Source organism: Bernardetia aquimarina, from assembly GCF_042180575.1.
Lineage (GTDB): Bacteria > Bacteroidota > Bacteroidia > Cytophagales > Bernardetiaceae > Bernardetia.
In genome coordinates, this window is sequence record NZ_CP170094.1 from 1,164,668 (window position 1) to 1,179,406 (window position 14,739).

The 14,739-nt window shown below is 30.6% G+C and carries 9 protein-coding genes; 6 read left to right on the top strand and 3 right to left on the bottom strand.

Annotation, left to right across the window (positions count from 1 at the left end):
* Positions 1-199 precede the first annotated feature (199 nt).
* The 3 genes from ACE193_RS04855 (at position 200) to ACE193_RS04865 (ending at position 6,384) form a co-directional block, all read left to right on the top strand.
* A complete protein-coding gene (locus ACE193_RS04855; RefSeq protein WP_375561881.1) occupies positions 200-2,227 on the top strand; it encodes a DUF3857 domain-containing protein in 2,028 nt (675 codons plus the stop codon).
* Between the two features lie 101 nt (positions 2,228-2,328).
* The gene (locus ACE193_RS04860) at positions 2,329-4,263 is read left to right on the top strand and encodes a DUF3857 domain-containing protein (protein ID WP_375561882.1); all 1,935 of its coding nucleotides are present in this window, start codon (positions 2,329-2,331) and stop codon (positions 4,261-4,263) included.
* An 84-nt stretch (positions 4,264-4,347) separates the two neighbouring features.
* Positions 4,348-6,384 carry a DUF3857 domain-containing protein gene (locus tag ACE193_RS04865; RefSeq protein WP_375561883.1) on the top strand — a complete coding sequence of 679 codons (2,037 nt, stop codon included), beginning with the start codon at positions 4,348-4,350 and terminating at the stop codon, positions 6,382-6,384.
* 43 nt (positions 6,385-6,427) lie between these two features.
* Here the strand turns inward: ACE193_RS04865 and ACE193_RS04870 are convergent, their stop codons facing one another.
* Positions 6,428-6,751 (bottom strand): hypothetical protein, encoded by a 324-nt coding sequence (locus ACE193_RS04870; protein ID WP_375561884.1) that lies wholly within the window; start codon positions 6,749-6,751, stop codon positions 6,428-6,430.
* A gap of 204 nt (positions 6,752-6,955) precedes the next feature.
* Here ACE193_RS04870 and ACE193_RS04875 point away from each other — a divergent pair, with 204 nt between their 5' ends.
* On the top strand, positions 6,956-8,143 hold the full coding sequence (locus tag ACE193_RS04875) for an ISL3 family transposase (protein WP_375558606.1): 1,188 nt from the start codon (positions 6,956-6,958) through the stop codon (positions 8,141-8,143).
* 3 nt (positions 8,144-8,146) lie between these two features.
* Here the strand turns inward: ACE193_RS04875 and ACE193_RS04880 are convergent, their stop codons facing one another.
* On the bottom strand, positions 8,147-8,611 hold the full coding sequence (locus ACE193_RS04880) for a hypothetical protein (RefSeq protein WP_375561885.1): 465 nt from the start codon (positions 8,609-8,611) through the stop codon (positions 8,147-8,149).
* 318 nt (positions 8,612-8,929) lie between these two features.
* Between ACE193_RS04880 and ACE193_RS04885 the strand changes: the two genes are divergently transcribed.
* The gene (locus tag ACE193_RS04885) at positions 8,930-9,547 is read left to right on the top strand and encodes a hypothetical protein (protein ID WP_375561886.1); all 618 of its coding nucleotides are present in this window, start codon (positions 8,930-8,932) and stop codon (positions 9,545-9,547) included.
* A gap of 247 nt (positions 9,548-9,794) precedes the next feature.
* Positions 9,795-10,445 (top strand): OmpH family outer membrane protein, encoded by a 651-nt coding sequence (locus tag ACE193_RS04890; protein WP_375561887.1) that lies wholly within the window; start codon positions 9,795-9,797, stop codon positions 10,443-10,445.
* Positions 10,446-10,528: 83 nt separating this feature from the next.
* Here ACE193_RS04890 and ACE193_RS04895 read toward each other — a convergent pair whose 3' ends face one another.
* Positions 10,529-14,512 (bottom strand): two-component regulator propeller domain-containing protein, encoded by a 3,984-nt coding sequence (locus tag ACE193_RS04895; RefSeq protein WP_375561888.1) that lies wholly within the window; start codon positions 14,510-14,512, stop codon positions 10,529-10,531.
* Positions 14,513-14,739: the final 227 nt, after the last annotated feature.

Consider the following 14,739-nt stretch of genomic DNA (forward strand, 5'->3'; position numbering starts at 1 on the left):
TTCCAGAACAAAGAAGATAAAAAAATTTCGTTTAAAATATATAAAACTAAAAAAAATATTTTTTCAAAATTTAATTTTATATAAAAATTTTTATATCATACATATTATTTAATTATTTTAACTTCAAATTTTAGTATTTTGATTACATATAGTACTTTTGTGATATAATTAATTTTTACTTGCAAAAATCACTACATAAATGAAAAGGCTTTTTATTTTATTGTTATTATTAAATCTATTTTTCTTTCCTATCTCTTTGTCCTACGGACAGTTTTCTAAAGAACATACTTCTAAATTTGGAAAGGTAAGTTTGGAGGAAGTGCAAATGAAAAAACATGATGCTTTTCCAGAAGCTGATGCTATTATTTTGTTCGAAACGTGTAAATCAGTTACTAAAATCGAAAAAGTTCCGACAAATAGAGGTGATTTTTATAAATACATTACCTACATAGATATTCACAAACGTATCAAAATTTTCAATAAAATAGCTTTAGACCAAGGAAATGTAAATATAAACTATACAGAGGAAAGACATTATTCTGCTGATAGTGAAGGAGACAATGTTACAGATATAAAAGCTACAACTTATGTAGAAGAAGAAGGAAAAATAAAGAAATACGAACTATCAAAAGATGACATTTTTGAAAAAAATGTAATAGATAAAAGTAATAGTGATTACAAAGAAATTAGTTTTGCTTTGCCGAGCATGAAAGAGGGTTGTGTCATAGAATATAGCTATACTGTAGAAAGACAATTAGCTACAAACGGTTGGAGCTTTCAACACGAAATACCTGTTCTTTGGAGTGAATATTATACTATGATTCCAAAAGTATTTGGTATTAGCCCTATTCACAAAGGTGGTTTTGAATATGAAATCAATAAAGAAACAACAGGAGAAGTGTTTGATGGAGGAGAAGGTTTCTTAACACGTAATATACATCTAGCTGTAAAAAACCTTCCTGCCTTCAAGAGAGAACTATATATGACCTCTTCTGCTGACCATATACAATGGTTTGCAGCAGAATATAACTCATTGCAATTTGATTTTATGCCCCTTCCTCAAGTCTTTAATCCCAAAATGACACAAAAAGCAGAACGTCTATTTATGATGGGTAACTTTGGTGAGCAATTAAATAAAACTAGGCATATTCAACCCATCTTAGACACATTAATTCATTCTGAGATGAGTCAAATAGAGAAAATGGCAGCTATACATAAATTTGTAGTAAAAAACTTTGAACACAACAAAGAGGTTGGCGTTTTTACAAAAGGAATCAAAAAAACGATCGATGAAAAATCAGGAAATGCTGCTGATTTGAATTTTGTAATGTTAGTGATGTTGCAAGAAGCAGGTTTGTTTGCCGAACCTATGCTACTTAGTACAAGAGAAAATAGAAAAATAAACCCTTTTTTATCTCCATCTATTTGGAAATTCAATTACATGGTTGCTTATGTTTTGTTAGACCAAAAGCATTATTTTTTAGATGCTACTCAAAATCATTTACCTACTGGACTTCTTCCTTTTCATTGTTATAATGGGCAGGCTTGGGTTGTTAATAAAGGTGTTGTAAAGTGGTTTGATATTTCAGATGGTGTAACACAAAAACAAAGTACCAAAGCTCTTTTGAAACTTGATGAAAAGGGAAACCTAACAGGAACAATGAAAATTACAGCATATGACCATATAAAAAGAAGAATTGCTGACCAATTAGAAGCCAAAAATCAAGAGGAATATATCAAAGAACGCATAGAAAATGCAGAACTGAAAGTAGAATCTTTTGAGTTTGAAGGACTTGATGATTTGCAAGAACCTTTAGGACTTACAATGCAAATAAAAAGTCAGTCAGCAGAATCAACAGCAGATTTGATTTACTTTACACCTGTTTTGTCTAGTCTTTTTGAAGAAAATCCATTTAAAAACCCTGAAAGAACCTATCCAGTAGATTTTGGAACTGCACAAACACATACTTATATGCTAATTTTGGATATTCCTCAAAATTATGAAGTAGATGAAATGCCTAAATCTGAAATATATGATTTATTAGGAGGAAAAGCTGCTTATAGTTATACGATTAGTCAAAAAGGAAATAAAATTCAGATTCGTTGCAGAACACAGTTTAATGAAAAAATATTTTCGCCTAAAGAATATCTTGTTTTAAGGGGTTTTATCAATCAAATTATGTCAAAACAAGAAGAACAAGTTGTTTTGAAGCGAATTGAGAACTAAACTTTTATTTACCTACCACAGACTTTCCATTCTGTGCCAAAATATAACTTATCATATATGTAGGAAAAAGTGTGCTTTTTCTTACTATTAAAATTAATAAAATGAAAATAATATTCAAAAAGACATTTTTGTCTATCTTACTTTTAGTTTTTTCGTTTAACTTTCTAATTGCTCAAAACTATTCTGTTTCATCTATTCCAGACTCATTGAAAGGTGATAATGCTCATGTAGTCGTTCGTAAAAGTGATACAAAAATAGAGGTTGTTTCCCTTACAAAAGTCAATTATTCCCAAACATGGGCATATACTATTTTAGATGTAAAAGCAAACAAATACTTTTCTCGTTTGATTGCTTATTATGATGATTTTAGCAAAATCACTAAGATAGAAGGTGCTTTGTATGATGCAATGGGAAATCAAATAGAAAGACTCAAAAAGAGTGATATTACAGATTGGTCGCCTGACGACGGAATGTCTATTGCTCATGATAATCGTGCTAAATTTGCCGAATTCCACCCTACCACTTATCCTTATACAGTAGAATTCACTATTGAGAAAAGCTATACTGCTACTTTTTTTGTTCCTGATTGGCATCCTCAAATTAGTAATGATGTTGCGGTTCAAAATGCTAGTTTTTCATTGACTTCAAGTGTTCCTTTACGTATCAAACAGATAAATATCCCAAATCAAGCAGATAATATAGAGAAAGTTCAGACTAAAAATTGGAACCTCAAAAACATTACTGCAAAAAGAAAAGAGCCTTTTAGCCCAGATTGGGAATTGCAATCACCAAATGTATATGTTGCTCCAACACAGTTCGAAATTGATGGTTATACAGGAAGTCTAAATACGTGGGAAGATTTTGGAAAATGGGGAGTTTTACTCAATAAAGACCGTCAGACTATTCCTGAAGAATTAGCCAATCAACTCAATGAATTAGTTGCTGATGCACCAAATGATTATGAAAAAATCCGTAGAATTTATAAATATTTACAAGATAACACTCGCTATGTCAGTATTCAGTTAGGTATTGGAGGTTGGCAGCCTTTTCCTGCTGAAGAGGTAGCAGAAAAAAAATATGGAGATTGTAAAGCATTATCTAATTTTACGCATGCGATGCTCAAATCAGTCGGAATAGATTCACATTATGCCTTCATACGAGCAGGAAGTTATGCTCCGAAAATGATGAAAGATTTTCCTTCAAATCAATTCAATCACGCTATTTTGTGTGTTCCTTTAAAAGAAAAAACAACACAAACTCAAAATAAACAAGACACACTTTGGTTAGAATGTACCAGCCAAACAGAAGCCTTTGCCTATCAAGGAGGCTTTACAGAAGATAGAGATGCTCTTTTAATTACCCCAGAGGGAGGAAAAGTTGTCCACACAACAATTTATACAGCAGAAGACAACCGAATTGCAAGAAAAGCAAATATCATTTTGGCCGAAAATGGAAGCGCAAATGCAGAAGTTAGAACCGAATATGGTGCATTACAAGAACGAAGTAGAAAATTTTTGGTAGAAGAGGGAAAAGACGAACAAATCAAGTTTTTATATAAATCAATTCCTTTGAATAATGTAGAAATAAAAGAAAGTGAGATGATTCGTCATAAACAGCGCATTCCTTTTGTAGAAGAAAAAATGACATTAGAAATTAAAAATTGCGCTAAAAGAACAGGCAAACGTCTTTTTATTCAACCTAATTTGTTTACCCAAGAAGAAACTGTTCCTGAAATTTATGGAGAAAGAACGCAACCTCTTATTCTTTCTTTGGATTGGATAGATACAGATACGATTGAATTTGTTTTGCCAGAGGGGTTTGCACCAGAAGCAGTTCCAGAAGAGGAAAACATTGAAAGTCAGTTTGGTTCATATTCTACAAAATACATTATGAGCGAAAAAGGACTTACTTATATTCGTAAAATGCAAATGAAAAAAGGAGAGTTTGCAAAGGAAAGTTATGCTGAGTTTGTGGAATTTTTGGAAAAAGTACAGAAAGCAGATAAAGCAAAATTAGTTTTGGTAAACAGAACGTAAACATTAAATTTTAAAATGTATCTCTAAGTTAAAGACTCACCTTTAATTGTATTTATAAAAAATCCATTTCATTAAACCAAAGTTATGTCAAATTATAAAAAACCATTGTTCTTAATTTTATTTTATCTTTCATGTATTTCGTTCTCTTACGGACAGTTTTCGAAAGAAATGACTTCTAAGTTTGGAAAAGTAACACAAGAAGAAGTCGAAATGAAAAGCTATGAACTTTATCCAGATGCCGAAGCTATTGTTCTCTTCGAAACCTGTGAAATCCGTACTAATTTCTCTAAAATAAAAACAAATGAAGGAACAGTTTATAGACCTGTTACTACAAAAGAAGTACACCGTCGTATCAAAATTTTTAATAAAACAGCCTTCGAATTAGGAAATATTACGATAGGTTATTTGGCTGAAAGACATACTCTTGAAGGAAAAACAGGGCAATCTATCAATAAAATAAAAGCAAGTACATACATTTTAGAAAATGGAAAAGTCGAAGAGTATGAATTAGACAAAAAAGATATTTATGATAAAGTGGTTACAGATAGAAATACAAACGACTATAAAGAAATATCATTTGCCATACCGAATATAAAAGAAGGCTGTGTAATAGAATACAGTTATATCATTGAAAAAGTAGGTGTAGAGATGGAAGACTGGACTTTTCAAAACTCAATCCCTACAAAGTGGAGTGAATATATAGTTACGATTCCTAATGTTTATACTTTCTCACCAGTAGGAAGAGGTTATTTTGATTATGTAGTGAGTGAAAGAAATGATGTTACTATTTATAATGATGGAGAGGGACTTGCAGCAAAAGAAATCCATTTAGCTCAGAAAGATTTGCCTGCTTTTAAGATGGAAAAATATATGAGTACAGCAAAAGACTATTTACAATCGATGACTATTGAATATAACTCTTTGCGTCTAGATTTTATGACACAGGCTCTAAAAATATCGACTAGTCTCCAACAAATGGCAGAGAGATTATTAGAAGATGAAAATTTTGGAGCAGAACTCAAAAAAGGCAGACAAGTAAAAAATATTTTGGAAGCCATTATTACTCCTGATATGGATGATAAAACTAAAATGCAGGTAATTCATCAATACGTAGCTCAAAACTTTTCGTACAATGGAAAAGAGCGTATTTATACAAAAGGAATCAAGAAAACGATTGATGAAAAAGAAGGAAGTTCGGCAGATATAAACTTACTTATGCTGTTGATGCTCAAAGAAGCTAATCTAAATGTAGAACCAATGCTGCTCAGTACGAGAGGGAACGGAAAAGTATTTTCTCACGAAACGCCCCATCTTTTTAAGTTTGATTACGTAGTTGCAAAAGTTAGTTTGGAGGGTAAAAACTATTTTTTAGATGCTACTCAAAATCATTTGCCTACTGGTCTTCTTCCTTTTCAATGTTATAATGGACAAGGATGGGTTGTAAACCCCAACAAACAAGAATGGCTTGTACTTTCAGAAGGAGTAGAGTTTAAGAAAAATACAACGGCTGTACTTGCAATCAATGAAGAAGGAATATTAGAAGGACAACTCAAAATTACTTCGTATGGCAATCAAAAATCTCGTGTTATGAATCAAATAGCAAAAGCAACTAGCGAAGAAAAATATATAGAAGAAGAAATCAAAACAAGCGAAATGGAAGTCAAATCTTATGAATTTAAAGGATTAAATGAACTACAAAATCCTCTTGGACTAACAATGGATGTCAAAATTAATTCAGCAGAATCAACGGCAGATTTGATTTATTTTACACCTATTTTGGCTGCTATGTTTGAAGAAAACCCTTTCAAAAGTTCTAAACGAGTTTATCCTGTTGATTTTGGAATCAAACAATCAGAAGTCTATATGATGATGCTTACTATTCCAGAGGGCTATGAAATTGATGAAATGCCTGAATCTATTGCTTTGGCTTTGATAGATGGTAAAGCAAGTTACTCGTATAGCATCAATAAAAATGGAAATATGTTACAAATTCGTTGTAAAACTCAAATCAATTCTGACTTATTTTTGCCTACCGAATATGAAGCCTTGAAAAGTTTTATAGACCAAATTCTTTCGAAACAAGAAGAACAAATCGTTTTGAAGAAAATAGTTAAAAACTAGGTTTTGATGATTCTGTATAATTTTGACATTATACAGAATCATTTTATTCTATCCAAATACTTGAATATTGAGTTTCTAAACTTTTCAAAAGTCTTTTGATAATAACAGGTTGTTTTTTGAAAATAAGCAAGGTAGAAGATGATAATTTGTAAATCAACTGAACCATACTTTGAATTTGCTCAACTGAAATTTCACCTAAACGAAATGTATTTTGATGTCCGTTTTTAGGACAAATAGTGATATTTTGACCTGAAAGAACTATTTGTGTAATATCTGTATAATCTATACTATATGCACTTTTTGAAGCATCAAAATAAACCAAAATTGCATCTTCCTTAAAATGAAGTAGCGCATTTCTTTTATTCATAATAGAAAATAACTCATAATCAGGCGAATCTTTTGTGTCATAATCTTCTATGGAGTTTAAGACTAAAAAAATACTTCCTAAAGCTATTGCTATTAAAAATATATATCCTGTTGTAGAAAACTCTATTACAATTCCTATAATTACACAGATAATAAAAATGGTTCTTCCGACAATTTAGCGATAATTTCTTAATTTAGCCTTTCTATGGATACTAACACAATAGCAATTTTATTAGGTTTTTCAGATTTTTCAGTAACGAAAATAGAATCTTCTCCACTTCGCTTAACTATTTATGGAGAAAGTAATTTAGCCGATTCTATTTGTCCTAATTGCTTGAAAAAGTGCAATAAAGTGACTTCTACTTCAGAACGTATTGTTCGTGACCGAAATATTTTAGACAAAGAGGTTTATTTACACTTAACTTCTCGTCAATTTCATTGTCAAGATTGTACTCGTTACTTTCAAGAAGTTTTTAGTTTTGTTTCTAAGCAAAAAAATCAAACTCATCGTTTGGAAAAATATCTTTATTTATGTTTGAAAGATAGCAGTTTCAAAGAAGTAGCTATCCGAGAAAACATACTTTGGGATGTTTTAGATGGTATTTTTAAAACCTATAGTAAACGTGAGATAAAAAAACACCTAGATTATTTTCCTCGACGTTTAGGTATTGATGAATTTGCTTACAAAAAAGGAAAAAAGGAATATGCTGTTGTTTTAGTAGATTTAGATACAGGTCAAGTTTGGGATATTTTAGAATACCGTAATAAAGAGTATTTAAAAGCCTATTTTTTATCCAAAGGCGAAGTTTTTTGTACTAGTATAGAAGTATTTTCTTGTGATATGTGGGAGGGATTTTCAAATACAGCAAAAGAAGTATTTCCTAACGCTGATGTAGTAATAGATCGCTTTCATTTTTTTCAGCATTGTAATAAAGTGCTAGATAGCATTCGTAAAGAATTACGACGAAAAGATGATAAAAACGTTCATTTCAAGCAAATAAAATGGCTTTTATACAAGGCATGGAAAGACCTTACTTATAAAGAAAGACGAGTTTTACTTAAAGCGTTTAGGTTTAGCTCAACGCTTAGACAGGTGTATTTTATGAAAGTGGAATTACAAAATATATTTAATACTGATTTGAGTAAACAAGAAGCTAAAAAACTACTAGACCAATGGATAGAAGAAGCTCAAAAAATAAATCATAAGGCTCTAAATAGATTTATAAATACGTTTAATTCTTGGAAAAATGATATTATTAATTTCTTCAAAGATAGATATTCTAACGGAATAGTAGAGGGAATTAATAATAAAATTAAGACCCTCAAAAGGAGTGGGTATGGGTTTAGAAACTTTCAAAATTTTAGATTGAGAATGATAGTCAAATTCATATAATCGCTAAAAAGTCGGAAGAGCCATAAAAATTAATCCCATTAGAACTTGAATAGACTGTTTATTTATAACAGGCATAGATAAACTACTATGTTTCTGAAGGTTTTGCTGTGTTTTAGTATCTATACGCAAATGAATTTTTATTTTTTTCCAAAAATAATCATCTAGTTTATTACCAAAACTTTCAAAATCTTCATTTTCTGAGCCTCGTATGGGAAAAAGTAATGAATTTGCATCCTTTAAAATACGAAGCTCTAAAACTCTTTGTACAGGAAAATCAATGAGCGTTTCAGAAGAATTACAATGTGTCTTTCCCAAATACTCCCACGTATCTTTCAAAAAGGCAGATTTGCATTCTTTACAAAAAACGATTTCATCTCCTTCCACAATCAAATCCCCTGTAATTGGGTCTTTACGGTTTTGATTGAGAAAATTATAGTGTTTTTGTTTGTGGATTTTGTGAATGTGCATATAGGAAAACTAAGAAATTATTAGAAAATATATCTAATTGTACGTAGAAAATGATGTGCTTGTTGTTACGCTAAATGAGAAACGATACCACTTAGGATTGATTAAAAAGAGTTATAAAAACAGAAATTTATACCTTAGTTTTGTAATTTATCTAAAAACTCACTCATACAGAGCATAATATATTTTGAAATGAATTTGATAAGACCCTTTTTTTTTAGAATTTTGCACTCCTAAATAATAGTGCAGTTATTTTTACTATTGTTTTTTATTTTCGATTAAAATATTTGATTCAAAAATCTCTTAAACTTATCACACTCTATGAAAAAGATTAAATCTATCTACATATTATTTATTTTTGCTGCTATCAGTTCTTATGGTCTTTGGGGATGCAACAATACAAGTACTTCTGAAACTACATCAGATTCTACACAAGTAGAAGAAATAGAAGAACCAGATACTCGTCCTGCGTCTGCTGCAATAGATACTAATTTTTATATTAAAGCTACTATTGAAGGGAAAGAGTATAATTTCAATTATTTACCTCTTGATGGTAGAGATAGTTATAATCTAATGAAACAAGATTTATTTAGAATAGAACGTTGTGCAGATGCCCATTGCAAACAAAACTTTTATCTACAAGCACATAACTTTGACTTTAATCAAACACCTCCTTTCACATTAATAGAAGATCTTGGCGCAAAACCTAGAAAAGATATTATCATTAATTTTATTCTAACCAATAATCAAGGCAAGTTTAAAAACCAATGGAAAGATGCCGAAATCTTTGAAATGACTATCAATAAAATTGATGGAGATGTTTATGAAGGTACTTTCAAAGGAAAAGCACAAGAGCTAAATGCCAAAGACCAAAATGCAGTATTAGATATTACAGGTTCTTTCCGTACCAAAATGGTTGTTAGAAAACCTACTGCATAACTCTAAATATCAAAATAAAATAAAGGCATATATTCTCAAAAATTAATATAAGGAGTAGAAATTAAACACATTACTCTTTTAATTTAATCAGCTAACAATCAACTGGTTAAATCTATAATTTTTAATTTTTACTTAATTTTGTTGCTTTAGTAAGTCATAATTGTTCTTAAAAGATTTAATAAGCAAAATTATCTTATCTTTGTGCCTTTATTAAAAAATAAATTTCAATTTTTTCAATTTCAATCTCATGATTAAAAATACAATTAAAAGTACGTTTCCTAATTCATTTTATTTTGTTCTTGCCTTGTTGGTTTCTTTTGTTTCTCTTACAGGTTGCCAACCAAAAGATTCTAAAAGTGCAAGTGCTTCAACAACAACTTCTTCTAGTTCATCAAGCTCTTCAAATGAAGGCGATATTGCTTATGTCAATATTGATTCTTTAAATGTTTACTATGATTATTTAGTAGATATTGGAAACCAAACAGAAAAAAAACAAGTAGATGCAAGAAGACAAATCGAACAAAGTGAAATTCAGTTAAAAAGTGAGATTGAAAGCTATCAAAAACGACTTCAACAAGGACTTTTGTCTGAAAATGGAGCAAAAAAAGAGGAACAAGACCTTCAAACAAAAATGCAAATGTTGGATAGACAAAAATCTTCTATGGCAGAAGCATTTAGACTCCAAGAAGTAAAAGACATGAATACTGCTTTCTCTAATATTGAATCTGTTTTGGAAGAATATAAAACAGAAAAAGGTTATAAAGTAGTTTTAGGAGTTCAAAAGGGAATGTCTATGATTCTTTATACGGACAAAAATTTAGACATTACAAAACCAGTTTTAGAGCTTTTGAATGCAAAATATAAAGCTGAAAAAGATAGCACAGAAGCTGCTAACTAATTCTTTATTATAGTTCAATTCATAAAAAAAGTCTATAAAAATAAATTTTTATAGACTTTTTTTGCTTTATGTTTATTGTTGAATCATTCTACTTTCACACCCACCACCAAAATATCATCAGTTTGTTTTAGATTTCCTCTCCACATTTCTAAAGCTGTTTGTAGCTTTTCTTCTTGTTCTGTGCCTAATAAATAATGATACTCTAACAAAAACTCTCTAAAACGACGACTCATAAACTTGCGATTTTCTTCTCCTCCAAACTGGTCTGGGAAACCATCTGTATAAAGATAAAAAATATCCCCTTTCTGATATTCAATAGAATGTGTAGTGAAGTCTTTTTCTTTTACTCTTTTTATTCCCATGTTTCCAATTGGATAACGAGTAGCCTTTATTTGATGAATTTCATTATCTCTAATAAAACACAAATCTAGTTTTGCAGCAGCATAATTAAGAATTTTCTTGGATTTATCTACACTAAAAATTCCTATATCCATTCCATCTTTTCGCTTCGAATCATTAGAGAAGGTTTCTTCTAATTTTTTATCTAAAAGTGTCAAGATTTCAGCAGGGTCTTCCACATGACTTTCTCTAATAATTTGATTCAAAATTGAATTCGTCATAACTGTCATAAATGCCCCTGGAACGCCATGTCCTGTACAATCAATGACAGCAAAAGTAAGTATTCCTGTTTCTTTATTTTGATAAAACCAATAAAAATCGCCACTCACCACATCACGAGGACGATAAAAAACAAACGCATCTTCAAAGTGAGATTTTATAGTTATTGGATTTTTGAGAATAGCTTGCTGAATACGAAAGGCATACTGAATACTATCCGAAAGGTGTCCGACAGTATCTTGTAAGGCTTCTTTTTGTAACTGAACTTCTCTGTATGCTCTCGCTTTTAAGAAAGAAGAAACAGCATGTTCGGTAAAACGTTGCAACTGACGAGATTCTGTAAGCGAAAATGAACGCTCTTTTTCAAAATCAAAAACTAATATTGCTTCTGGAAAATTACCTATCAAAATTGGAATCACAAGCGAAAAACGAGGTGTATAAGGTGCAAGCAAATACTCTCTATCTGTTGGATAAACCTTATAAAAATAGCGAGCCAACGGAACGCCCCATTTGAAATAACTAATCACTTTATCAAATGAAAGTTTTTCGGGCAAACGATGTGTATAACCTTGTGGAACTGCTACATGGAAATAATCTTCTTGATAATACAAAAAATAACCTTTATCTGTGTTTTTTACGAGTGTTAGTGCTTGTTGTAAAAGCGTATCCAATACATTATCAAAGGTAACTTGCTGATTTACACTGGCTACAATTCTATCAATAACTGCCAATTCTGAAGCTTGATTTTGAGTTTCTGTTGTTTGAATGAGTAAGGCTTCAGTACGACTTTCTACAAGCTCTTCTAGTTTTCTGCGTTGATTTTCGATAATTCCTGCTCGCCATTTATAAATAAAATAAGCCACAATCAAAACAAGTGCAACCAAAGCAATCCAAAACCAAATTATTTGTGTAAGTTTTGGTTGTATCCTAAATAAAAAACTTGTTCCTTCTTCATTCCAAATACCATCACTATTAGCAGCTTTTACTTGAAAAATATATTTCTTAGGAGGCAAATCGCCATAAAAAACAGTTCTTTTGTCTGTAAATCGCCATTCTTTATCATAGCCATCTAATCTATATTTGTATATTACTTTTTGAGGAGAAACAAATGTAAGTGCATCAAAATGAATTTCTAAATTATTAAACTCTGAAGGAAAAACTACTCTGCCGTTTTTATCCGTTTCTTTGAATCGCCAATTATTTCCATTATCATCAAAAACACTTTCTACAATTACATTTGGTTTTGGTAAAAGACTATGCAGAATAGTATAATTAAAAGATGAAAACCCCTGTGCTGTCGGAATCCAAATATGCCCATTTACATCTTTTGTAATGGCAGGGTAAGATAAAGAAGCACAATCACTACTTCGAAGCCCATCATTTTCATCATAAGAAGTAATAGTCAAACTATCCGTTTTTTGAGCAATCCAATTTCTAAAACTATCATTCGAAACTGTCCAAACGCCATCATTACTCGTAAACCACCATGTCGAACTTACTTTCAAAATAGAATGAATAGCATCACTAGACCAATGACTTGTTGATTTTGGAGTAGTTATTTTTCCATTTTTATAGGTAGAAATTCCATTTTTTGTTCCTATATAAATCATATTATCCAAAGGGTCTTGATACAAACTCAAAACCAAATTATCAGCTAATCCATCTTGGGTAGTAAAAGAAAAAAATGAAGATGTATTTTCTTTGCTATCTGAATACGGTTTGTCTATCAATAAAATTCCGTTGTCTTCTGTTCCTATCAAAATCTGTCCGTCGTGAGTTTCCAAAACACATGTTAAGTTATCAGAAGCCAAACCTTGTGAAGTAGTATAATTTGTAAATTTAGCAACCCCTGTTTTAGAGCCATCCAAAATACTTAATCCTTCTGTTGTTGCAATTAAAAGTGTTTTAGGTTTTTTCTGACTTACTCTAATAGCTCTTACAAAATTTCCGACTAATCCATTTTTTGCATCAAAAGTAGTTATTTGTTTACTTTCAGAATTATATTTTGCGATTCCTCCTCCATACGTTCCTATCCAAAAAATAGGTTGGTTAGAATCATTTTTTGTCGCTGTAATACTTCTGACATGATTATGAGGTAAGCCATTTTTGATTGTCAGATGAGAAAAAGTATTATCTTGATTTAGTATAGAAATACCGTCGCTTTGTGTGCCTATCCAAACTTGATGTTGTGATTGATTTTTGTTCTTTTCATAAGAGTTAGTTGAAGAATATGTAAAAATACAATTTGTAAGATTATCAGAAAGTCCTTCTAACGTAGAATAAGGTGTAAACTTACTGTCATTCAATCGCAAAAGTCCTCCTCTATTCATTCCGACCCACAGACTTCCTTCTTTGTCTTCAAAAAGTGCTGTTATGCTGTTGCTTGCTAGTCCTTCTTTGGTGGTCAAGGTTTCAAACTTTTCTAAATTAGGAATATATCGTACAAGTCCTTGGCTATTTGTTCCTATCCAAAGAGAACCTAATTTATCGACAAGCAATGTATTAATAGTTGCATTTCTGATAAGTTTGTTTGTATCAATGTTTAGAGCAATATTGTCATTAAAGTTCTTTAATTCATTCTTTTCTTTATCCCAATATAAAAGTCCACTTGTAGTTCCTATATAAAGGTTGTTTTTGGCATCACTTTCCAAAGCTAGAATTTGTAAGTTAGGTAATGGAAGAGAAATAGGAGTAATCTTTCCAGAATCCAAATCAAATTTAGCTAATCCTTCATCTGTTCCAATCCAAAGCGTATTTTGTCCATTTTTGGTATCTTTTAAAAGTGTATTTATTTTTACATTTAATAATCCATCTTTTTTAGTATAATTTCTAAAGACATTTCTACGATAACGACTAAGCCCTTTTGGTGTTCCTATCCAAATACTCTCTTCCCAGTCTTCCAAACATAGAATCATATTATTGATTAAATCTTTTTGTGTATTGAAAGTCTTAAAAGTCTTAAAATTATAATTAGACAGTCCTTCTCCATTTGTTCCAATCCATAAACCATCATTTTCGGTACTCTCAACTACTGAAACAAAATTATCAGGAATTCCACTATTTATATTATTTTTCAAATCAGTCGGAGCAGAAAAAACTCTAAACTCTCTACCATCAAATTTTACTAATCCGTTATGTGTTCCTATCCACAAATAACCATCATCTGATTGTGTAATTGAGGTAATACTATTTTGTGGCAGCCCATCTTTCTTTTGCCATGTATTTTGGCTGTATTGTGTTATTTTTTTAGAAGAAGATAGAAATGACTGACCAAAAGAAGAATTATTGAAGTAAAAAATAAGAATAAAAGACAACAAAAAAGACAAACAAAAACCTTTTACAGATTGTAAAATAGGTAATAGAACAAAACTAAAAATAGCAGTACGAAAATGAATAAATTCATCACGACTAGAATAATAAGCTAATTTTTTTTTAGTTGTAAATAACACGTTTATTAATTAATGGATTGTTTTATTATAATGAATTGAAGATTCGTTCTTTCCTATTTTTTTATAAAAAAATAATGAATTACTAATGTAGTAAATTATTCATCAAAAACTCTAATAAGTTGTGGTTTGATTTATTTCTATTTTTTGTCTAGTATTTTAGGCACAAGTTTGAAACAAATTAGGCTTAAATTCTATTTTTTACTTAATTTTGCAAACTCTTTTAACAA